Origin of the sequence: Rheinheimera sp. 1928-s (assembly GCF_029269265.1) — a bacterium.
In the GTDB taxonomy this organism is placed as follows: domain Bacteria; phylum Pseudomonadota; class Gammaproteobacteria; order Enterobacterales; family Alteromonadaceae; genus Pararheinheimera.
The window spans coordinates 48,467-71,153 of record NZ_JARIXP010000001.1 but is presented as its reverse complement, the minus strand read 5'-3'; the positions used below and the strand labels follow the sequence as shown (position 1 = coordinate 71,153).

Annotated in this window: 20 protein-coding genes; 13 read left to right on the top strand and 7 right to left on the bottom strand. The window is 44.0% G+C overall.

All coding sequences use genetic code 11. From position 1 onward, the window contains the following. From P3C17_RS00260 to P3C17_RS00235, 6 genes are all read left to right on the top strand, one after another. Positions 1-1,728, top strand: a complete 1,728-nt coding sequence (locus tag P3C17_RS00260) for a ThiF family adenylyltransferase (RefSeq protein ID WP_300927576.1) — start codon at positions 1-3, stop codon at positions 1,726-1,728. Further along, positions 1,712-2,197 carry a Mov34/MPN/PAD-1 family protein gene (locus tag P3C17_RS00255; RefSeq protein WP_300927575.1) on the top strand — a complete coding sequence of 162 codons (486 nt, stop codon included), beginning with the start codon at positions 1,712-1,714 and terminating at the stop codon, positions 2,195-2,197. Before P3C17_RS00260 ends, P3C17_RS00255 begins: the two co-directional genes overlap by 17 nt. Beyond that, positions 2,130-3,752: an SAVED domain-containing protein gene (locus P3C17_RS00250; RefSeq protein ID WP_300927574.1), complete on the top strand. Its 1,623-nt coding sequence runs from the start codon at positions 2,130-2,132 to the stop codon at positions 3,750-3,752. The genes P3C17_RS00255 and P3C17_RS00250 overlap by 68 nt, the downstream gene beginning before the upstream one ends. A 235-nt stretch (positions 3,753-3,987) precedes the next feature. Continuing rightward, positions 3,988-4,482, top strand: coding sequence for a mobile mystery protein A (locus P3C17_RS00245; protein WP_300927573.1), 495 nt, complete (start codon positions 3,988-3,990; stop codon positions 4,480-4,482). 3 nt (positions 4,483-4,485) lie between these two features. Next, the gene (locus P3C17_RS00240; RefSeq protein ID WP_300927572.1) at positions 4,486-5,094 is read left to right on the top strand and encodes a mobile mystery protein B; all 609 of its coding nucleotides are present in this window, start codon (positions 4,486-4,488) and stop codon (positions 5,092-5,094) included. A gap of 270 nt (positions 5,095-5,364) precedes the next feature. Next, complete coding sequence (locus P3C17_RS00235; RefSeq protein WP_300927571.1) at positions 5,365-7,368, top strand: translation initiation factor IF-2 N-terminal domain-containing protein; 2,004 nt, start codon at positions 5,365-5,367, stop codon at positions 7,366-7,368. Between the two features lie 136 nt (positions 7,369-7,504). On the opposite strand, the gene P3C17_RS00230 is transcribed toward P3C17_RS00235, so the two are convergent. The 3 genes from P3C17_RS00230 to waaA form a co-directional block, all read right to left on the bottom strand. Beyond that, a complete protein-coding gene (locus P3C17_RS00230) occupies positions 7,505-7,849 on the bottom strand; it encodes a hypothetical protein (protein ID WP_300927570.1) in 345 nt (114 codons plus the stop codon). Between the two features lie 695 nt (positions 7,850-8,544). After that, a complete protein-coding gene (locus P3C17_RS00225; protein WP_300927569.1) occupies positions 8,545-9,726 on the bottom strand; it encodes an NAD(P)/FAD-dependent oxidoreductase in 1,182 nt (393 codons plus the stop codon). Beyond that, a complete protein-coding gene (waaA, locus tag P3C17_RS00220; RefSeq protein WP_300927568.1) occupies positions 9,726-11,783 on the bottom strand; it encodes a lipid IV(A) 3-deoxy-D-manno-octulosonic acid transferase in 2,058 nt (685 codons plus the stop codon). The genes P3C17_RS00225 and waaA overlap by 1 nt, the downstream gene beginning before the upstream one ends. Before the next feature lie 167 nt (positions 11,784-11,950). Here waaA and P3C17_RS00215 point away from each other — a divergent pair, with 167 nt between their 5' ends. The 6 genes from P3C17_RS00215 (at position 11,951) to gmhB (ending at position 18,043) form a co-directional block, all read left to right on the top strand. After that, positions 11,951-12,925: a hypothetical protein gene (locus P3C17_RS00215; protein WP_300927567.1), complete on the top strand. Its 975-nt coding sequence runs from the start codon at positions 11,951-11,953 to the stop codon at positions 12,923-12,925. Then, positions 12,922-14,070, top strand: coding sequence for a glycosyltransferase (locus P3C17_RS00210; RefSeq protein WP_300927566.1), 1,149 nt, complete (start codon positions 12,922-12,924; stop codon positions 14,068-14,070). The genes P3C17_RS00215 and P3C17_RS00210 overlap by 4 nt, the downstream gene beginning before the upstream one ends. Positions 14,071-14,358: 288 nt before the next feature. Beyond that, positions 14,359-14,952 (top strand): SIS domain-containing protein, encoded by a 594-nt coding sequence (locus tag P3C17_RS00205; RefSeq protein WP_300927565.1) that lies wholly within the window; start codon positions 14,359-14,361, stop codon positions 14,950-14,952. Next, complete coding sequence (hldE, locus tag P3C17_RS00200) at positions 14,952-16,412, top strand: bifunctional D-glycero-beta-D-manno-heptose-7-phosphate kinase/D-glycero-beta-D-manno-heptose 1-phosphate adenylyltransferase HldE (RefSeq protein ID WP_300927564.1); 1,461 nt, start codon at positions 14,952-14,954, stop codon at positions 16,410-16,412. The genes P3C17_RS00205 and hldE overlap by 1 nt, the downstream gene beginning before the upstream one ends. A gap of 1 nt (position 16,413) precedes the next feature. Next, the gene (locus tag P3C17_RS00195) at positions 16,414-17,475 is read left to right on the top strand and encodes a glycosyltransferase family 9 protein (RefSeq protein WP_300927563.1); all 1,062 of its coding nucleotides are present in this window, start codon (positions 16,414-16,416) and stop codon (positions 17,473-17,475) included. A 10-nt stretch (positions 17,476-17,485) separates the two neighbouring features. Continuing rightward, positions 17,486-18,043, top strand: a complete 558-nt coding sequence (gmhB, locus tag P3C17_RS00190; RefSeq protein WP_300927562.1) for a D-glycero-beta-D-manno-heptose 1,7-bisphosphate 7-phosphatase — start codon at positions 17,486-17,488, stop codon at positions 18,041-18,043. Between the two features lie 146 nt (positions 18,044-18,189). Here the strand turns inward: gmhB and P3C17_RS00185 are convergent, their stop codons facing one another. Beyond that, positions 18,190-19,002: a DUF707 domain-containing protein gene (locus tag P3C17_RS00185; RefSeq protein WP_300927561.1), complete on the bottom strand. Its 813-nt coding sequence runs from the start codon at positions 19,000-19,002 to the stop codon at positions 18,190-18,192. Between the two features lie 15 nt (positions 19,003-19,017). Further along, positions 19,018-20,172, bottom strand: a complete 1,155-nt coding sequence (glf, locus tag P3C17_RS00180; RefSeq protein WP_300927560.1) for a UDP-galactopyranose mutase — start codon at positions 20,170-20,172, stop codon at positions 19,018-19,020. A 207-nt stretch (positions 20,173-20,379) separates the two neighbouring features. Between glf and P3C17_RS00175 the strand changes: the two genes are divergently transcribed. Continuing rightward, positions 20,380-21,348: a hypothetical protein gene (locus P3C17_RS00175; RefSeq protein ID WP_300927559.1), complete on the top strand. Its 969-nt coding sequence runs from the start codon at positions 20,380-20,382 to the stop codon at positions 21,346-21,348. 52 nt (positions 21,349-21,400) lie between these two features. Here the strand turns inward: P3C17_RS00175 and P3C17_RS00170 are convergent, their stop codons facing one another. Then, positions 21,401-21,874, bottom strand: coding sequence for a peroxiredoxin (locus P3C17_RS00170; RefSeq protein ID WP_300927558.1), 474 nt, complete (start codon positions 21,872-21,874; stop codon positions 21,401-21,403). A gap of 24 nt (positions 21,875-21,898) precedes the next feature. Then, positions 21,899-22,657 (bottom strand): class I SAM-dependent methyltransferase, encoded by a 759-nt coding sequence (locus P3C17_RS00165; RefSeq protein ID WP_300927557.1) that lies wholly within the window; start codon positions 22,655-22,657, stop codon positions 21,899-21,901. Positions 22,658-22,687 lie beyond the last annotated feature (30 nt).

The following is a 22,687-nucleotide window of genomic DNA, read 5'->3' as shown; positions in this document are numbered from 1 at the left end:
GTGCTAAGCGAAATAAAACAGCACCTTATCAACCAGGGGTTCTACTGCACAATCAGTGAAGTAGCTGGAGGAGAGAGGATAGTAGTGGAAACTACGATCCTTAATCATGAGATACAATTAATGCTAGTAGCAGATCCTCCTTACTACAGCCTGCCCGAATTTTTCTTAATTAACCCTGATTCCATTGGCAGGTTGGCTCATGTCTCTGTTCATGAAGATTCAGAGATTCAGATTGGCACTGTGTGTGTTAATGCTCCAGAGTCGCTGTCAGTAAATTTCGAACAACCACTATTGGTTGTAGAAGAATCGCTTCGGAGGCATATCTCGTTGTTAGAGAAGTGCATAACGAATCCAGATTGGAACCATAGTGAATTGCTTCGTGAGTTCTCCAGTGAATGGTTGCGAATCTGTGCTCCAGATAGCTTTAAACCCTTGTTGGCAAATATCGCAAGGCCAGCCCTACAAACGTTATCGGTATATAGCCCAGTGGATGGCAAACAATTTGGCATCGAAAGCCACTATATGGTTCATCCGGCTGATGATTCGCTTTCGGGTATCAGTGATATTCGGTTGTCTATAGCTAAGGATAATCGACGCATAGCAGGAAAAGCAGTTGTGATTCCAATCGAGACACTAACTCCTGCACCTAAAAATTCAGATGCTCTCGAAGAATGGTATTTAAATACAATATCTTCGCTCCCGATAAAGGTTAGAAGTGAATTACAACAAAAATACGGTCAATGGCGTGAAACTGCTTATTGGGTCGTGTTTACCGCCAAAACTGTTAATGATGAACGAACTTGGTTCGCACTGAAACTTAGCGGTAAAGCCAAAAAGGCGCTACCACTATCAGATGAAAAGCTAAAAAACTGGAAATTGGAAGCTTTACCTATACGGTTATTCAATAAAGAGAATACTGTGGAACGTGGTGGTGGCATTCTGCCGTTAGCAGACAAAAAGGTAGCCGTGATAGGCATTGGTTCAGTAGGCAGTGAAATTGCGCATAAGTTGTCTGCTGCCGGAGTCAGATATTTAACGTTAGTAGATCCTGATCTATACGAAATCAATAATCTGTATCGCCATATTTTAGAACAGCATTGGGTGGGAGCATTCAAAACCGTAGCCCTAAGTGTCGCTCTTCAACGACAATTTCCTTGGTCTTGTGCACAATGGAAATTAGATAAACTGATGGAGTTTGCTCGCAGTAACCGTATGAATGATTTTGACCTGATCGTCATTGCTATCGGCAATCCGACCCAGGAACGGTTGTTTAAACAATACCTTTTGGATAACAACTCAAAAGTTGCTGTCATTAACAGTTGGTTAGAAGGTTTTGGCGTTGGTGGCCATGCAACATTAGATATCCCTAGTACGGAGGGATGCTTATTGTGCTCTTACGTTTGCCAAGAAACAGGTGCAAGAGGGCTAGTGTCGAACATGAATTTTATCGAACCCAACCAGGTAACCATGAAAAACATCGCTGGCTGTGGAGAACAATTTATCTCATATGGCGCAGCAAGTTCTGCTCAAACTGCTGTCATGGCAGCAAATTTGGCCATTCGGTATTTGGAAGGCAAACAAACGAAGTCCTGCAAAGTCAGTTGGAAGGGTTTAGATGAAGATGCAATGGCGGAGGGCATCAGGATGACTCATCGTTACTACAATTTCAGCAGTTCGCTTGAATACTTACCTTTGGTTGATGAGGACTGCGATGTCTGCACTCATTGAACAAGATACGGGCATCAAAGATACGAAAATTTACCTTTCAGAAGAGCTAATTGCTCTTTGGTATTCATACAGGCAGGTGTCGCGTGATAGAAGTGAAGCTTTTGGAGCATTAATTGGCTCTCAATCCGCTGACGCTAACGAGTTTTGGCTAGAACACTGTACTACCCCTCAGAAAGAAGATTCTGCTACCAGAGTTAACTTTAATATGCGTGCCCCTCACCACCAAAAATCAGTTGATTCTTATTACGAAAGTTCGCATGGCAAACTAGGCTACTTGGGCACATGGCACACACATCCTGAACCAACACCTACCCCATCGAATATTGATATTACTGATTGGAAGAAATGCATAAAACGTAACCCTGACAGACAGTTAGTCTTTGTGATTATTGGTCAAAAAGATGTCTGTATCTTTCGGGAAATTAACGGGTCATTTAAACGGATTTTTAAGGAAAAAATTGATGATTGACGAGCGATTACATTTTCATCAAGCATGTTTTTATCCCATAGAGTCATTAGACAAGCTCACAGAGTTTTTATCTGCTATTAAGACCTCTTTTGCGTGGGAGCATGTTGGATTACTTACCGACGAGCGTGTGAAAAACCAGATATATATACTGTCATCACAGGAGTTCCAAGCCAGTTTGCGGCTTAACCTATCTGATGAAGATATTAAGAATGCTCTAACGTTAATAGGTTGTGGGGACAATATTGAGGTTCGTCACCTTCAGGGCCGAAACCTTACTCAAGACGAATATGGAACAATAGAGTCGCTACTAGAGATATGGAACTCCTGTATTGGCCAATCTATAAACTTGTCGGTCAATGACGTTGCCGACTATATCTCCAGGAATATCGAACAGCGACTTAATAAAGGTCGCGGTAAAGAATTCACGCAGCCCACAATTAATCAAGTGATGCGTGATAGTCATGGCTACTGTATGTTTGAAGGCTGCGGTGATAGGTTGGATATTGATTATCTGACGGGGGAATCTGGTAACTATTCATATTTAGCTCACAATGTTGCGTCCTCCGAGAGTGGCCCAAGGGGTATACCTTATCTATCCGAAGAACTTTCTAATGAGCCAGCTAACATCCTGCTTCTGTGCGACAAACATCACCGATTAATAGATCGAGTTGCGCGTGCGGATTACCCTGCATCCAGACTTACTCACATGCGATCTGAGTTTTCAATCAATGTTGAGAAATTACTCGAAGGACTGAGTTTCCAGCCCATACCTGTATTTTCAGTTCTTTGGCCGGTAGGTGGTCAGGTAGTTTCTCCCCCTGAATCAAGAGACATTGCAGGAAGCTTATCCAGGTTGAGAACTCGAATTAGAGGCTCATTGAATAATCTTAGTGACAATGAACGCCGATACAGAACCAAACCTGAACGGTTTGCCAAAGAAATGGATGAAATTGTCACAGAGGAAGCAGAAACCATAATCAATCAAACAAAAAATTATGGATATCGGGCGGCGCTATTCGCATTTGGGCCAATGCCTGCTTTGGTAGGATTAGGAGCGAGTCTGGGGAATAAATCTGAAATAACCCCAATGCTCAGATATCGAGATGGAAACTGCTGGGTTTGGCCTCAGGATTCTCGGTGTGAAACACCCTACGAGGTAAACTGGAAGAACGAAATAGGACAATCATCAGAGGTCACGCTCTCTATAGCATTAACTCAATTTCCTGGAGCAATGAAAAACACTGCAACAGCTCTCGGTTACCCTGAGATAGAAATCGTAGCCAAGCAAATGGGTAATGCCGCGATCCCACACCCGGAAAACGGGTTGGAATTAAAGAGCGAGCTTCACGCAATACTACAAAAACTTCATGACCAATTTGCTGTTAAGCGTGTTCACTTGCTGATCTGCGCGTCTAACGCTGCTTGCGTATTCGTAGGGCAAGCCTTCGATCTTTATCAGCCTGCACTTCTTGTATATGACTTCGATGGCGACGAAATGAGAGCTAAGCTGTCTATAGTTCGTGCACAAGGAAAAGTTACTCTATCAATAGCTTAAGGCTATATTTTAAAAATCAGTCGCTTACAAAGAAAAATGCCAGATCATCGTAACCTGTTGTGATTACAGAAAACAATTTATGTATCTAAAAATAGATACATAAATAAAAATCAGTCTTTATATTTGATGACAAAAATAAATTTACGTAACTAAATTTAGATACAAGAAATTTCTATACGTATCAAAAATGGGTTACACTTATATCTAGAAACAAGTCTGTCAAGCGAGCGAAATCATGTATTTCACCAGAAGCAACTCAAAGAACACTGTCAAAAAGACAGTGGTGCATCAGTATAGAGCTATTGCCAACTCGGCGGTGGGGGTTAGTCCACCAAAAAAACCGAAGGAAGGATGGGTTAGAACTATTCGAACTGCACTTGGGATGTCAGGCTCTCAACTTGGTGAAAGAATGGGTTTAAGTCGAAATCGAATTTCTGTTCTTGAACGCAAAGAAGCGGAGGGAGATATCACTTTAAATCAGCTTAAAGAGCTAGCCGAACAACTAAACTGCGATCTGACTTACGCATTAGTGCCGAGAAAACCAATTGAAGACATTATCGATGAAAGAGCAGCAGTAATAGCTTCAAGAAATTTAGATGCTAACTCTCAGAACATGTTTCTGGAAGCTCAGGCTATAAATGAAGAAGCTAAAAAACGACTATTTAAGCAGATCAAAGAACAAGTTATCGAATCTGGCGGGCGTGTTCTTTGGAAAAACACTAAGGAATAATTCGTGACGCAATTGATTGAAAACCCTGAGGGTGCTACCCCTCTAACTCCTGATGATATGTTGAGCCTGAAGCACAAACATATTGATACTCGTGAGCAACTGAACGAACTTGAGGCCGCCAATATACTTCAGGGTCAAATGTGGGCTGGTCAACTTAAGAATCTAACGCCAGAGAATATTTTTGACCGAATTTTTGTGACTGACTTGCATAAAGCTCTTTTTGGGGAAGTGTGGGAATGGGCAGGGACCTTCAGGCTGCGTGAGCTTAACATCGGCGTCGAACCAAGAAATATTTCTGTTGATCTGCATAATTTTCTTGCAGATGCTAAATGCTGGGTCGAATTCAAACACTACGACAATCTTGAGGTTTCTGCCCGAATTCAGCACCGTCTCGTTCAGATCCACCCATTTGTAAATGGCAATGGTCGTCATTCACGCATCTTCACTGACATTGTTCGAGTATACCTACTCAGTGAGAAACCGATGAAGTGGGCAAACGCCAAGCTTGAGAATATGACTGAGGAACGCTCTTCATATATCTCCGGCCTAAGAAAAGCCGACGAAGGCGACTTCTCTGAGTTTATTGAATATCTCAGAAGTTTGGGAAACTGAAACTAGGGAATAGCATAAAGCCAAGTACGTCTATTGTACTAGCTAATAAGCGGTTATCAGCTGAATTAGGTTCAACTTTATCTGATACCTTCTCATCATGGAGTTTGACCAAGCCTTGCAGTCCTCTAGATGTCAATATTAATAATTGACAAGCTCAACTCACACCTCAATGATTTTATCAGAATGGATTAATGGTACAGTAGCTCGACAAAGGGCATATTTAGCCAAGGATTTTAAGAGAAAACATTTTTCATATTCAAAGGAATAAATATGACCATAGTCTCGATAGAAAAGCTCGCTAATGACGTTAACACTACGGTTGAACGAATAATACAGCAATTTTCTGACGCAGGGATTCAAAAAGGGCCTCACGATAACGTTTCCGAAGAAGACAAGCGTGTTTTGTTAGATCATTTATCTAAGGCTCATGGCAGCATAAAAAGCCCCGACAAATTATCGAAGATATCGATATCAAAAAGAACTAATTCAGCTAAAGATAAAGTAAGGCCAGAAACTAGAAAAAGTAAAGATCATGATGAACGAGATAATATTGAATTTGCTAGGAAAAGTGAAAAAGAAGCAGAAATCAACGAGAAATTATCAGTACCATCATTAACGTGGAAAAGAGGAGATTCACATTTTGTTGGAGATCTGGCAGGTCCATCAGACGCGCTAGGAAGATCTCAGCTTTCATCTGCACTAGTTAATTTCATCGATGGTAAAGACTATTCTGGAGAAATGACTATTGGGTTGTTGGGCAACTGGGGTATTGGAAAGACTACATTAATAGAACTAATACGAGAGCAGCTCTCAATGAGCAAGCAAAACACTTGGTTGCACGCAAACTTTAATGCTTGGGAATATGAGCATTCAGATAACATTCAGGCCGGTGTTGCCCAAGAGGCTGTATCGGGATTAGTTAATAATTTGAGTATCTGGAACAGAGTTCAATTATTAGATATTTTCTCTAGAGCTGAGAGAAAATGGCTATATCGGTTAATGTTGGTGTTGATATTCGTTGTTATATTTACATTGTTAGCGTCAACATCTAGTTTTTTATGGGAGACACTATTCGGTAAGGTCAGTCTACTTATTGCTCTTGGAGGTATTATAACCTTGATGCGGAGCCTGTTGCTGCTGCCGTTTGCGAGTGTTTTCAATACATATCTACGCTTACCCCATTTTGGTAAAGAACTTGGCTTAATTCCTTTAATGAAGAAGCATATTGCAACGCTTTCACAGATCATCTTGGAAGGTGTTTCATCTGAACGAAAAGCAAAAGTTTGGCAAAGAGAATACCCAATAAATCGTACACTTAGAAAACTTAAAGAATATATGTTAGCAGGTGAAAAACATCTGATCTTTAGGTGGTTTTTTAGACTTGAACGATGGAACTTAAGATACTATCTCCCGAAAAATCCAAGACGTCTGCTTTATGTAGTTGACGACCTTGATAGATGTAGCGCCGAAGGAATAATTAAAGTCTTTGAAGCTGTTAGGCTTGTCATGCAACAGCCCCACGTGACCGTTTTGATAGCAGTAGACCAAAATGTCGCATTGCCAGCTTTAGCGTGTCATTACGAAGAGTTAAGTAAACATCACAGTAAAACGACTCCAACCGCTATTGCCAGAGATTATTTGGGTAAAATTATACAACTACCAATTATTCTGACTGAACCAACTCAAAAAGATACTCAGAAATTCATATCAAACGTGCTTTTTACTGAGGTTTTTTCTTTTCCCAAGACATCTACCGAGGGCATTGAAAAAAATCAAGATGAGACTAACATTCCAGAAGAAAAACCATTTGAAATGGAGGCTGAAGCGAAAAAAAATCAAGTCACTGGCTTCAGTGAAAATGAAAAAGAACATTTTATTATTCTTCAGGACGTTTTTGGCTTCCATAATCCCAGGCAGCTTAAAAGGCTCTTCAATGGATACAATTTAATGCGCTTTTATTCTAATGAGTATAGCGAGATAGTTGAATTTAAACTAGAACACGTGAAACCGCTTTTAGAATGGATGACTATGATATTTACTCTGGAATATCTAAACTCCACTCAAGCGACCGATGGCATTTATACACTTTCTTTTTGGGAGGACTTTGTTGTTAAAGGAGTTAAACCTAATGAAAATTTTGATAAATATTCAATTAACCTAAATCGTATTTTTGATATATACATAAATTTGAATGAGGACATCTCCGAGCTGAAGGCAAAATACCTTTATGAGCTTCACAAAAGCGTAAAGCCATTTGTTTTGCCTGCGTTATAAGCCTGATTATGAAATACAATAATACTTATCAAATTTGATATTCACTAAACGCTCTTAGCTGAAAGTCAGTTTAGGTCAGGACTTTTTAGAAAGGTGTCAGATCAAGTCGAGACTAATTCATATGAGTTACTACATATCACCGATCAGCATTAACCTTCGCTTCACGATTATCTTCCAGTTTCTCAATCAGCTCTGTCTCACCAAACTTGTAAACATCAGGAATGTCGAGATTAATAACTTTCTTCAGGAAACGCTGACCAGTGTATTGTTCAATTCGGCGAACATGGGAGCGCTCCATGACAAAAACAACATCTGCCCACTGGAGCATAGCTTCGGTGCATAAAGTAGTCCCATTACGATGACACTCTTTTTCGCTGAGGCCAGCAGAGCGATATACATTAGCGGGATCTTTTGCTGCAAAATGCACTTCTGCTGTCTTGCTGCGATTCAGATTTGCAGTACACAAAAACAGCACATTCATTATAGAGCCTCCTTAGTGTACTCGTAGGTTAGCACCCCAGCAGCTAAGTGCAACAAACCATTATTTTTGATTAGAATAAAGGAGTTAATCTAATCAAAAACATGGATTTATTGATGAGATTAAGAGACTTATTCTCATCATTTCTGTATTGACGATCAATTTCAAAGAGTATCGATAGAAGCACACCGACTTCCAACTACCATCCACGGTGCATTCAGCAATTAAAAGCTGGTTGTCGCTATTTGAAAGCCATTTTTTGTTTTGTGCAATGTTACCTGCGCCATATCGTTTCTTGTTTTGGTTATTCTTGGCTTCGATTCATTCATCTTCGAGTTCAAGGTTATTTTCAGTAAAGCAGTACCATTCAGTATTTGTCAGGACATCTAGGGCAGGTGTTGTATTCAGGTTCCAGAGCAGGTCATTGAAAAATGGTAACGCATTGGCCGTCTGAACACTGCCACATCCTGCCAGAAAAAAACAGTGTTAGGTCAGACGACTCTAGTTGCCCCTTATTTGGACTTTATCAAGTAGTAATAAACCAAGATCAAAAGCACTAATTTAGGCGGCCACCAGAAATTGGATGATTGCCGTAAAGACAACGAGAAATTTAAGTGTCTCGTCAGTATTTGTCTTCAATTAACTGGCAGATGTCTTCACCTAAATCAAATGTCTTCATTTATAATCAAAAAAAACAGCTAACAATACTGCCCTGCCACCCAGCCAGATGCCCAGGCCCATTGGAAATTGTAGCCTCCTAACCAGCCTGTGACGTCTACTACTTCGCCGACAAAATACAGGCCTGGTTGTTTTTTCGCTTCCATGGTTTTGGACGATAGTTCGTTGGTGTCGACACCACCTAAAGTCACTTCAGCTGTGCGGTAGCCTTCAGTACCGTTGGGTTTAAATACATAGTGGGTCAGGCTGTCGGCCAGACGCTGGATGGATTTGGCGTGCAGCGCTTTAATCGCCTGATTCTGAAATACATTCAGCTCCAGCAGTTTTTCAACTAAGCGTTTCGGTAGCAAACGCGAAAGTATAGTTTTTAGCTCCTGCTCAGGGTGTTTTTGCTGTTGCTCCAGCAGGAATTCATTTAAATCCTGCTGCGGCGATAAGTTAATAATCAGCTCGTCGCCTGGTTGCCAATAGCTGGAAATTTGCAAAATAGCAGGGCCACTTAAACCCCTGTGGGTAAACAGCATATCTTCCGGAAATACCACATCGTTGGCTTCGGCCGTAACAGGTAAAGACACACCACTGATTTCTTCAAATACCGCTTTATCGGCCGGTTGCCAGGTCAGTGGTACTAAAGCAGCACGCACTGGTAATACATTTAAACCAAATTGTTCGGCCAGTTGAAAACCAAAAGCTGTGGCACCTAAATTTGGCAGGCTTAAACCGCCACTAGCCACCACCAGGCTCTGACAACTGCGGCTAAGCTGTGGCGTAGTGACCGTATAGACGCCATTGGCAAAACTAACGTTTTGAATATCCTGCTGCAGTGCAATGGACACACCGGCCTTGTCACACTCTTGTTGCAGCATATCGACTATGTCTTTGGCGCTGTCGTCACAAAACAGCTGGCCCAGTGTTTTTTCGTGATAGGCAATGCCGTATTGCTGCACCAAAGCGATAAAATCCCATTGGGTATAACGGCTTAAAGCCGACTTACAAAAATGCGGGTTTTGCGATAAAAAATTAGCCGGGCTGGCGTAGATATTGGTGAAGTTGCAGCGACCACCACCAGACATCAGAATTTTGCGGCCTATACGTTTGCCATTATCCAGCACTAGCGTTTTCCGGCCTCTTTTGGCTGCCTCAATAGCGCTGAATAAACCTGCTGCGCCTGCACCTATAACTATTACGTCCCACTGCTGCATTAATTTGTACTCTGTATGGTATGTGTAAAACCCGCTTGCTGATAACCCAATTCAAGCGCGGTAAATTGGTCGTTTTGCCAGTGGAAAACTGGCAACTGCTGTTTTTCTTTATTTAAAGAGCGCAATAAACGCTGCAAATTCTGTGTTTTCCAGCTTTGATCCGGAAAGTCGGCCGTCGTGCGAATAGCGCATTTATCAAAATCAATCAGCCAGAACTGGCCTTGATCATCCAGCAAAATATTGTGGCAGTTTAAGTCGGAGTGATAGACCTGATGCTGATGAAAAGCCGCTATCAAGGCTCCTAGCTGTTGCCACTCAGCAGAAGTTAAAGACCGTTGTTGCAGCAGATGCGCCAGATCTATGGCGCCGGGAATTCGTTCAATCAGAATATCAGCACTATAACTATAAAAACCAAAGCTAAAACCGTGCTTTTGATACAAAGCGGCACAAGGCCGTGGCACAGGTAAACCCCATAAGCGCATTTGCCAGAGTAAACTGAATTCTGCCATAGCCCGGCTTTGGGCTGCAGGCTCTGGCCAAAACTTGTCTTTATTGATTTTACCGACCAAACCACCACGATAATAATGCCGTAGCACTGCTTGCTGGCCGTCCTGATGCCGGATAAACCAAACGGTATTGCGGCCTTTCGATTGCCCTGCGACCAAAGCTTGTTTTTGCCAAAATTCGCTCTGAAAATACGCCATTTCAAAGTTCGGATAAAAGTGCGGGTCAAACCAAGCTAAACTATTGCCAATACTTAATTTTTTAATTTCAGCCATAGGCAATAAATTTTTCACTTGTGCCATGATGCGAGCCACTGCACCTTGCTGCTGCTGATAGAGCTTTAAGCCCTTTTCGCCGGTCTTAATCGCCAGTTCGGGCTGCTGAATAAGCGTAGTGATTGTGCCAACCAGAGCTTCAACATCAGGCACCTGAAAATAAGCCTGCTGCTGTTGCAGCAGCTGAAACACTTGCTGGAAATTAAACACATAAGGGCCAGATAAAACCGCTTTGCCAAAAGCCATAGCTTMGAGTGGATTATGGCCTCCCCTGTTGATCAAGCTGCCACCAATAAACACAAAATCGGCCAGCTGATACCAGCTTAATAACTCGCCCATCGAATCGCCGAGCCAGACTTCAGTGCTTGCATCAGGTAAACCATTTTTACTGCGGCGAACAAACTTAAGTTGCTGTTGCTGTAACAGCTCTGCGACCCTATCAAAACGCTCTGGATGCCGGGGGACAAGCACCAGCATTAACTGCGGGAATTGTGTTTTTAACTGCTGATAAGCCTGAATAAGCACTTCATCTTCACCGGCATGAGTGCTGCCAGCTACCCAGAGCACACGGCCCTGCAGCAAAGGTTTTAAACTTTGCGCTAATTGAATGCTGCTTTTTGGCACATCCAGTTCAAACTTTAAGTTGCCAGCCACCTGCACATTTGGCGCGCCCAAAGCGGCAAAACGCCGGGCACTGTGTTTATCTAAAGTCAGAATATGGCTGATGTTTTTCAGCATAGGTTGAGTTAAGGCACTAAAACGCCGGTAACCTTTAGCTGAACGCGCCGATAAACGGGCATTCACTATTAAAGTGGGTATAGCCAAAGCTTTGCAATTCGCCATCAAATTGGGCCACAGCTCAGTTTCCAGAATCAGCAGTAATTGCGGCTGCATAAAACTCAGCCAACGACGCATCAGCACCGGGTAATCAAAAGGCAGATAACAATGTTCAAGCTTGCGGCCCAATTCACGCTGTTCGGCCATCAGTTTGACAATAGCTGCTGAAGCTGTGGGCGTGGTGCAAGTGATAGTTAAGGTCAGTTGTGGGTATTGCACTAACAGCTGTTTAATCAAAGGCTTGGCGGCGTTAAACTCCCCCACTGACACCGTATGCAGCACTATGCCGTCTTTGGCCGAAGCAGCTGACAGCTTTAAGGCAAAACGTTCAGCAAAACGCTGACGATAAGCCGGGTCTTTGCGCGAGCGCAGCAACAGATAAAAAATAACCAGAGGCCAACACAGCACAAGCAATACACTATAAATCCAGCGGTTTACCATCAATGTCCCGTGTTTCAGCGGCAAAATGCGCTGTATTATCGCAGAATAGCTTGTTATACCGCAATTTGTTAAACTCAGCGCCTCAAAACAGTGCTTAATTTAAGATGGCTAATTCATTGAAAGTTTTGTTTATCCCCGTATCTTCAGCCCAGGGTATAGGTGAGTATATGCGCTCACTTATTATTGCTCAGGCCATCAAAAGGCAATGGCCTGAATCAGACATCAGTTTCATTCTGAACAAAGATGCACCCTATGCGTCCAGCTGTCCTTTTCCGCATTTTCTGCTAAATAATTCACCCACTAAAGAAGTCAGTGCAGTGAATCAGTTGGTGTCCGGATATAAACCTGATGTCACAATTTTTGATTGTTCAGGCCGGGCTTCTCAGGTCAGGCATGCAAAAGCCTGTGGCAGCAAAGTGGTGTTTATCAGCCAACATAAAAAGAAACGCAAACGTGGTTTTTCTTTTGGCCGCTTGCCTTTTCTCGACGCGCATTGGATCACCCAGTTCAAATTTGTCGATGGTGATTTAACCTGGCTGGAAAAACTTAAACTCAAACTCTGCAATGGCAAAGCTCCGCAGTTTATAGGTCCTGTGTTCACGCCTCCTGCAGCTGATTTACCTGCTGAGTTTGCCCAGCTGAATGGTCATGATTTTGTGCTTTGGGCAGCTGGCGGCGGTGGTCATAGCCATCAAGGTGTGCCAGCCATTGAAGTGTTTTATCAGGCAGCAAAAGAGCTTTATAGCCCGGATCTGCAGCATATTGTGGTCACCGGAGCTAATTATCAGGGCAGCCTGACTGCAACTGAAAATATGCTGCTGGTTAAAAGTTTGCCCAACGAGCAGCTCATGACATTGATACAGCACGCCAGACTGGTGGTGTGTGGCGGTGGCGACATGATGGGCCAGGCCATAGTACTGCGTAAAAACCTTGTCGCAGTGCCTGTAGCAAAAGATCAGCCTTCACGTATCGCCAAATGCCTTGAGCAAAAGGCCATTTACCAAGCACGTCTTGAACAAACGAACATAGTGGCTCAAGCGAAGATAGCCCTGGAACATCCTCTGAAACATCAACTTGATGTCACACCAGGTTTAACCTACGTTATGGATTATTTTAAATCGGTGCTGGAGTCAAAAAAATGAATGCAACTGAAGTACAGCAGTCGGAACATTCAGTTCGCATTATTCATATTATCGACTCATTTAATGGTGGCGGAGCTGAAGCTGTAGTTTTGCGCTTACATGAGGCGATTAACAATCAACCTAATGCTGAGTCTTACATTGTGTCTCTGAGTCGCCGAAGCGACTACGACATCAGTCACCTGACCAACTGTTTTGTATTGCCATTTGGGACCAATAAGAACCTGGACAGCTGGTATCGCGTCAATAAAGTCAGGCAGGACTTGCTGAACCTGATCCGGCAAATTGAGCAAGGAGGTACTGTTGCAGCTATTTATAGCCACCTCGATGTCAGTCACAGTGTAGTGGCTGGCCTTCAGTGCGAAATAAAAAGACACTATGTGGTGCATGCGTCCTGCAAAGCAGAACTAAACAATGCCAAAAAACGTGGCTTCTTTGGCTATCAGCGTTTAAAAAGACGTAAAGCTGTGATGCATCAACAGCATCTGGTGACGGTGTCTGCCGGCGTGGGGTCAGAGTTACAGGGGCATATCGATTGGCTACAGGCCGCCAGCGTGACCACTATTTATAACCCCTTCGATACTCAGGCTATCTTAAATTCAGCTCAAGCCACTGAGCCAGCTCTTCCTACGTCGCCTTATTTATTGCATATAGGCAGAGTAAGTGCTCAGAAACGTCATGACAGATTGTTTGAGGTCTACAAAAGGTCAGGTGTTGAAACCCAATTGGTATTGCTGACCAAAGATTCAACGAAGTTAAGAAAACTGATTAAAAACTATGACTTAGAGCATAAAGTTGTAGTAATTGGCTTTACACAAAATCCATTTGTCTGGATGCGTCATGCCGAGTTATTGCTGCTGTCATCTGATTATGAAGGCTTACCTAATGTGTTAAATGAGGCCTTGATCTGCGGAACTCCTGTATTATCAACCGATTGCCCTCATGGTCCTGCAGAAATATTACAGAATTTCCATGAAGACTGGCTTGTGCCTATGTCTGATATTGATACTTTTGCGAAAAAAATAAAACTTTTGCTGCAAACCAAACCCAAAGTGGATGTAGAGCAATGGCCCATGTATGAAAAAATACAGGCCAGCTATGCAGCGAACGCTTATATTCAGCATGCACTAAAGCATATGGCCGACTAAATTGCTAAAACAGAGTTTCAGATAAAAATGAAAGGTGAGAGCTAAAAGCGCGTGATAGAGCTGAAGTTCATCATGGATGAGCTTCTCCTTTTATCTCAGCACTACTTTTACTGAATTGTATCGTCCATTGAGCGGATCAGCATTGAGACAAAAAATGACGGCCAAGCCAGAGGTATAGGTTGATCAGCATAATCAGCCTTACTTTTAAGCCGAAGCAAGAAAAAGTTCTTTTGCAATAAACCAGATCCGTTAAAATGCCTTTATTCATGCAGCCAGGCAGAGCCTCCTATGTCAGATTTAAAAGCCAATTTAAAACAAAGTTTTTTAGATAGTTTAAAACGTCACCGTGACGCTTTTGCCGCAGTGGAAGCCTACCATGGTGAAGCCATGCAGCTGTTGGATGCAGTGCAAAACTGCCTAAAACAAGGCGGTAAAGTGGTATGGATGGGCAACGGCGGCAGCGCGGCCGACAGCCAGCATTTAGCTGCTGAGTTTATGGTGCGTTATAAAGCAGAACGCGGCCCGCTGGCCTCTATCGCCTTAACAACCGACACTTCTATTTTGACAGCACACGCCAACGACTACCATTTTGACAGCGTGTTTGAGCGTCAGGTGTTAGGTTTAGTGCGGCCACAAGACGTGGTGATTGGCCTGACGACGTCAGGTAAAAGCCCAAATATCAATTTAGCGTTAAAAGCAGCCAATGACTTAGGTGCTTTCACTGTAGCCCTGACTGGTCGWGATGGCGGTTTAGTTAAAGACATCGCCAAACTGCCTATTATCGTTAAAAACGACGAAACAGCCCGTATTCAGGAAATACATATGTTTATTGGCCACTGGCTCTGCGAAGCACTTGATCTGGCCATCGTAGGAAACAACTGATGATTAATCTGAGCCTGCTGCAAAATTTGTCTTCTGCTTCTGTACTGGTGGTGGGTGATGTGATGCTGGACCGCTATTTTAATGGCGACTCGCAGCGTATATCACCTGAAGCGCCGGTGCCTGTGGTGAAAATCAGCAAAATAGAAGACAAAGCCGGTGGCGCTGCCAACGTGGCACGTAATATTGCCCATCTGGACGGTAAAGTAGGCTTATTAGGTATTATTGGTAACGACAGCGCTGGCGAGTCTTTGCAGCAGTTGCTGGCGGGTGAACAAATTCACTCAGAATTGTTTAGTCAAAATGACAAACCTACTATCGCCAAAATGCGGGTGGTGTCGCGCCAACAGCAAATAGTGCGGCTGGATCAGGAAGAAATGTTCAGCAGCGAAGACGCCGAACTTCTGGCAGAACGTTTTGCCGCTGTATATCAGAACTACGATGTGATCCTGTTCAGTGATTACAACAAAGGCTCGTTGCAGCATATTTCCAAAATGATCAAACTGGCCAAAGCGGCTGGCAAAACTGTATTGGTTGACCCGAAACAAGCGGATTTGTCGGTATACGCCGGTGCTGATGTGATTACGCCAAATTTAGGTGAGTTTAAAACTGCAGGTGGTAAAACAGCTTCAGTGGAAGATATGCTCTGCTCAGCCCGTGAGCTGATGCAAAAAGCAGGTTTAGCCTCGATTTTATTAACCCGTAGCGAACAAGGTATGAGCCTTATTACCGCCACTGAACATCATCACTTCCCGGCCCAGGTATTGGAAGTCAGTGATGTAACAGGTGCTGGGGACACAGTGATCGCCACTTTAGCTGTGATGTTAAGTGCTGGTATGTCGTTACATGATGCCACTCAGCTGGCCAATTTGGCGGCAGGCATAGTGGTAGGCAAAGTGGGCGCAGCGACAGTTTCTCCTGAAGAGCTGGCCGCTAAGTTAAATAAAGACTTATTCCGTCAGGGCGATTTTTACCAGACGCCTTTTAACAAAGTACTGCAGCATATTCAGTTTGCCCGTCAAAACGGCGAACGTATTGTCTTTACCAACGGCTGCTTTGATATTTTACACGCAGGTCATGTGCGTTATTTAGCTCAGGCTAAGGCTTTGGGTGACCGTTTAGTCGTAGGTTTGAATTCAGATGCTTCAGTGCGCCGCTTAAAAGGCGAACAGCGCCCGATTAATACGTTGGAAGACCGCGCCACAGTGCTGGCAAGCTTGGCCAGTGTCGACTGGGTGGTGCCTTTTGGCGATGACGTTGCCGAAAACGATACTCCATTCCAACTTATTAGCAGCATATTGCCTGACGTATTGGTCAAAGGCGGCGACTACAGCATTGCAACCATAGTGGGCGCAGACGTGGTGATAGCTCATGGTGGTGAAGTGCAGGTGCTGACTTTTGTTGATGGCCGCTCCACCAGCAAAGTAATACGGAAAATTCAGGACTTGCAGGGAAATAACTGATTTGTCGCAGCCCATAACTTCTATTTGTATTCTGCGTTTATCCGCTATCGGTGATGTTTGCAATGCAGTGTCCGTGGTGCAATCTATTCAGCGTCAGCATCCACAAGCGCAAATCACCTGGATCATCGGCAAAATCGAAGCCCGCTTGCTGGAAGGTTTGCCCGGTGTACGTTTTGTGATTTTTGATAAAAAGCTTGGCAAAGCGGCTTATAGCCAGCTCAAGCAGGATTTAAAAAACGACTATTTTGATGTGCTGCTGCATATGCAGGTGGCCTTTCGCGCTAATGTCGCCTCGCTTTGTATCAAGGCGCGCAAAAAGATTGGTTTCGACTGGCACACAGCCAAAGAGTTACATGCGCTTTTTATGCGTCATCGGATAGAGCCAGCGCCACGTAGCCATGTGCTGGATGGCTTTCGCCAGTTTGCTAAAGCTATTGGTGTATCAGAGCAAGAACTTGGAAAAACTCCAACATGGCAACTGCCTATTCCTGACGCCGATGAGTTATGGGCAAAACAGCAGTTAGCTGCAACCGGTAACTCACGCGTCTTGATCATCAGCCCTGCAGCTTCAAAAGCAGAACGCAACTGGTTACCGGAGCGTTATGCGACTTTGGCCGATTATGCCCATACCAAAGGCTTTGCAGTGATTTTATCTGGTGGCCCGACAGAGCTGGAACGTACTTTAAGCCAGGCTATTTTGGCATCAGCACAGCATCCCATCACAGACCTCACCGGCAAAACCAATTTAAAACAGCTGCTGGCTTTATTGAAACACGCAAGTTTAGTCTTAGCGCCAGATACAGGCCCTACTCATATGGCGGTGGCTGTTGGAACTCCGGTGATAGGTTTATATGGCCACAGTAATCCGGATCGCACCGGCCCTTATTTGTTCCGTCAGTATGTGGTCGAGGTGTATCACCAATCTTTACTGGCACAGCAAGGCAAAACTGCAGCAGAGCTGAAATGGGGCACCCGCGTCAAAGGCACTGATATTATGCAAAAAATAGCTGTAGAGGCTGTGACCGCTATGTTCGATAAAGTAGTGGCAGAGCAGCAACTATGAGCCAGCAGTTATGAAACAGATGCAAAAAGCCGCGTTTTTAGATCGCGACGGTGTGATTAATGTCGATCACGGTTATGTCAGCAATCCGGAGCAGTTCGAGTTTATTGAGGGAGTCTTCGACGCTTGCCGCCATTTGCAGCAGCAGGGTTATTTACTGATAGTGGTAACCAATCAATCCGGCGTAGGCCGGGGTTATTACAACGAGCAGCAGTTTTATGCGTTGACCGACTGGATGAAAGCTCAGTTTGAATCGCACGGTGTATTTATCACTGATGTATTTTTTTGCCCTCATCATCCGGTCAATGCCAAGCCGCCTTATCAAATCGACTGCGATTGCCGTAAACCAGCGCCGGGCATGTTAGTGCAGGCCATAAACAAGTATCAGATAGACCCAAGCCAAAGCCTGATGCTGGGCGATAAAAAAGCCGATATGCAAGCAGCCAAAGCTGCTGGTGTTGGCCGTAAAGTGTTGGTGTTATCAGGCCAAACATTGACAGCAGAAGATAAAGCCAGCGCAGATGAAGTCTGGCCTTCAATTAAAGCGGCTTTGGAATTCGTGGTGAACTAAGGTTCCGGGCCTACACTTTTACAAGGACTGTAATGAAGATAGCCTTGCGGTCGCGAACATCAAAGAACGCTATCAGTTTTGTGCCGGAATAGACCAACAGCATCAGGCGACTGTTCCGCAAATACCAGAACAGCCGCCCAATTTTGTTAAGCGGAATATTTTTCCACTCTGGAACTACGATGCTTCGCAATTAGGCGATACAGTTTACCTTTCACAAAAGCGGATATATCAGAGTTGTTCACTGCAAGATTTGCCGTTGCATAAATGCGGAACTTGTTTTTAAAACTCCTGCGGCTGATGAACAAATCACTATATTGTTGGATCAGTTTTTCTACATCACGTTCAGGCGACAACTCTGGGTTCTTTTTGTAAAGCTCCCCCCCTAAAGGGCGGGTATGGACCACAGTCACCGCATCCAGAATTGCTATTTTGCGCTTATTACTATTGTCCAGTAACAGAGGCCACAGATTATCCAGTCCCCAGCCTGAAGGACTTTCACCAAAGGTGTTGCGTAGCTGTTTTAACGCATCTGCCGAAAAGATAGGTGCCATCACTTCAACAAAATTAGTAAAGCGCAGTATAGAGTTCGTTTGTTGTAACAAACTTGAATGCGAAAAGTATGAATCTAATGACAATGCTGGCTGTGCCAGCGATAAATCAAAAGCTTGCATAAAAGCAAACATCTTATTTATATCATGTGCATTGGTCAGTAAATCATCATCCGGTAACCAGACCGCTGAGTAACGACTGATCAGATCCCAATGTTCAGTAATAATGCGGTGGAGTATTGGCCACTTCCCACCTTTGACCTGCTCATAATAAGTAGCCTGATCACGAAACTTGTCTGGTTCATCACCAAAATAACTCAAAAACACATCAAAATTAGGTTCAGCCCCCAACAACCAGCCTGGATGCAAGGACTTATCCCCTACCCGTCCAATCACCAGAAAAGGTTTCATATCTTCAGCTCCGCGTTAAGATAAAGGAGAAATAACAAAAGCAGGCATCTGCGTTTTTTCTGTCTGACACCGCAGGAATCTCTCTGCAGTTTGTAATGCTTCGTCTATAGTGACATCCATATCCAGGTAACGGTAAGTACCCAATCGACCAACAAAGGTCACGTTCTGTTGCTGATTAGCCAGGGCAACATAGTCATTGAGCAATTTTTTTTCTTCTAACAAACGTATGGGGTAATAAGGTGTATCTTCAGGTTCAGCTAAGCGACTGAACTCCTGATAACAAACTGTACCCTCGTGTGTTTCCCATGGCGCAAAATGTTTGTGCTCTGAAATCCGGGTAAAAGGAATGTCTTGATCACAGTAATTCATCACTGCACAGCCCTGATAATCTCCCGTCGCTCGAATTTCAACGAAATCAAGAGTACGGTACGCCAAACGTCCAAGGCGAAACTCAAAATAGGAGTCAAGTGGTCCCGAGTAGAACACCTGTTCAAACTGATCGACCTGTTCAGCGGTCAGAGTTTGCCCCAACTTGACTGTGATAGAGGGATGATCCAGTAGTGCAGCGACAATAGCTGTATAGCCTTCGGTTGGCATGCCCTGATATTGATGATTGAAATAATTATCATCGTAATTAAAACGGACCGGCAGACGCTTCAGAATACTGGCAGGCAACTCTTTAGGTGACAGTCCCCATTGTTTTAAGGTGTAACCTTTGAAAAAGGCTTCATACAGCTCTTTACCGACAAACTTCAACGCCTGATCTTCAAAAGAAACAGGCTCTACAATAGAGGTGTCTGACAAAGAACTAATAAAAGCTTTTGCCTCATCAGGCGACAAGGTTTTGTCAAAAAATTGGTTTATCGTATGCAGATTGATAGGCAAAGAATAGACTTTGCCGCCACTTTGCGCTTTAACCCTGTTAGTGTAAGGTTTAAATTCAGTGTAGCGGTGTAAGTAATCCCAGACATGCTTCTTATCTGTATGAAAGATATGGGGACCATATCTATGCAACAGAATGCCTGACTCTTTATCTCTTTCTGAATAACAATTGCCCGCGATATGGTTTCTCGGCTCAAAAACTGTTACCGAATAACCTGCTTCTGCTAATTCACGCGCAATGACTGCTCCAGAAAAGCCAGCTCCGGCAATCCCTATAGGTGTAGCCATAAAGGAAAGGTCTCAATGTGGAAATTTGCCGACATATTACACCGGGCAAAATAAAACTACAGGCTGTATAACATAACTTAACAATATTGCACCAAAGACAACAATCTGATGTTATGCGATACAAAACCCTAATACAGGCTGCCCACTGCCGTGGTGTTGATCGGATAGTTCTGGTATGGTCATATCTGAACTTTTACAAGGAATGTGATGCGCAAACTCTTCGCTTTTTTCAATCCCGCTGTGACAAAAATAGCTTTGTCTGTCCTGTTACTGCTGATCTGCAGCAGATTGTTTTTTAACCACTTCAGCAGTGATCTCAGCGTTCAGGATCAAGCACAAGATCAAACACAGCAAAACTCTGATATTGAAAAATCCAGCCCGGTGCCCTTAGCTATTGAGAAGGACGTAACCGCCGATCTCAATTCCAATCCGGCAGCGTCAGAACCAGCTGAACAGATGGTCGTTATTGAACAAACAGACTGGAAACTGGATCAGCCTCTGCGAACTCAGCACGCAAAGCTGAAAAACCGGGCCGACAAAGGCGATCTGCATGCCGCCTATAATCTGGCAATGAACCTGAGGTTTTGTGCCATGGCACCGCTGGATGAAACCGATTTAGACACGCGTTTGCAACAAGCCTATGAATATAAAGATGATGGATTTGCTATAGCTGACATCAAAGAACGCTATGAGTTTTGTGAAGGAATAAATCAGCAGCAACGCGATGAGTTTTACGCTTATTTAGAAACTGCAGCCAAGGCGGGTTATGTGCCTGCTCAGGAGGAAATAGCCACAATCACGCCAGAGCTATTTATGAAATTAGCTGGTGCAACAGAGCTTGAACGTGGCGCTTATATCCAAAAACGGGAAGACTTTATTCAGCTACAGCTTTCATTATTGGAGTCTGCATCACAACACGGAAGCATCAAAGCGCTGATCACCCTGTCGAAAATGCACCACTCACAAAACTATGGCGAACATGGTCGCGCTAAATCCTATGCTTTAAACCTGCTGATCCTGGAGCTGACGGACGACAATGAGTTGCAAAGCAGATACTCTTGGTTTGTGCAACGTCGTCAGTCAGAACTTAGCCTTGATCAGATTGAACAAGCTCAGGTTTTGTCAGAGCAGTGGCTGGCGATGATAAAAGCCAATGGCACTCTTTATCTGCCTTGATGTATCTGCTCTGATATATCTGTAATCAGGGTAATGACAGACCAGAGCTGGCTTACACCAGCTCTAACATCACTTCAGCTTTACTGACTTCAAACTGCTTAGGTTCATCAACATTCAGCGCTGTCACTACAGCATTCTCCACAACCATAGCGTAACGCTTTGAGCGTACACCACCAAAATCGCCGGTATCTGCATCCAGGCCTATAGCTTTGGCAAACTTGCCGGCACCGTCTGCTAAAAACACAATGTCAGCAGCGTTATGAGCTTTACCCCAGGCATCCATCACATAAGCATCATTGACCGAAGTACAGATAATACGGTCTACGCCTTTATCAAAAAACTGCTGCGCCTGTTCAATAAAGCCAGGTAAATGGGCTGCGCTGCAGGTTGGAGTAAAAGCACCTGGTACGGCAAACAACACCACTTTTTCGCCTTTAAACACTTCAGTGGTGGTCAGGTTCACAGGGCCATTGTCGGTTAAACGTGCAAAGGTCACTTCGGGTAAGGTATCGCCAATTTTGATCATCAATTTATCCCTCATTTCATTCAGTTAATCCAAAGCCGCTTTGACATACACATCAAATCTGTTGTTTTTACCTTCGATTTGCATACTGGGTTTTTGCCCTGCTAAAAACTCTGCATAACCAGGCCGCTTTACCACTACTCTTTTGCTGGCCAGTTGCCAGGCTAATGGAAACAAGGCATCTGCATCGTCATCTGTGCCTACCACCTGATGAAAAGCCTGCATCTCTTTTTTTACCAAAGCCGACTTTTCACGAGCCGGAAACATAGGATCTAAATACACCACATCTGGTGATGGCAATTGGGTTAACGCTTGCTGCGATGGGGCAAATACCAGTTGCATACGTTCAGGCAACCAATGCGCTAATTCTGGATCGAGAGCAGCGCGGCGCAAGCCATCCGCCAATAAAGCAGCCACTGCAGGCTGACGCTCCACTAAGGTTACTTTAGCGCCTAAACTGGCTAACACTAAGGCATCACGGCCTAAACCAGCTGTTGCATCTACTACTGTTAAACCCGGCTTTTTGGTTAAACCTACAGCTTTGGCTATGGCTTCACTTTTACCGCCACCAAACTTACGTCTGTAAGTCGCAGCACCACTGGCGAAGTCGACCAGTATATCGCCTTGTTTATTTAGTTCTGTGTTGCGTAACACCAAGGCATCGCCTGTCCAGCATAAATACCAGCCTTGAGGCGCATGAGTTGCAGTCAGCCCAAACTGCTGTTGCAGGCTTTCAGCCAATTCAGGAGGAAAGTCAGGCTGGGTTAAATAACAAGTGCTGGACATAGTGTCACTTTAACTTTTCACATCAAATAT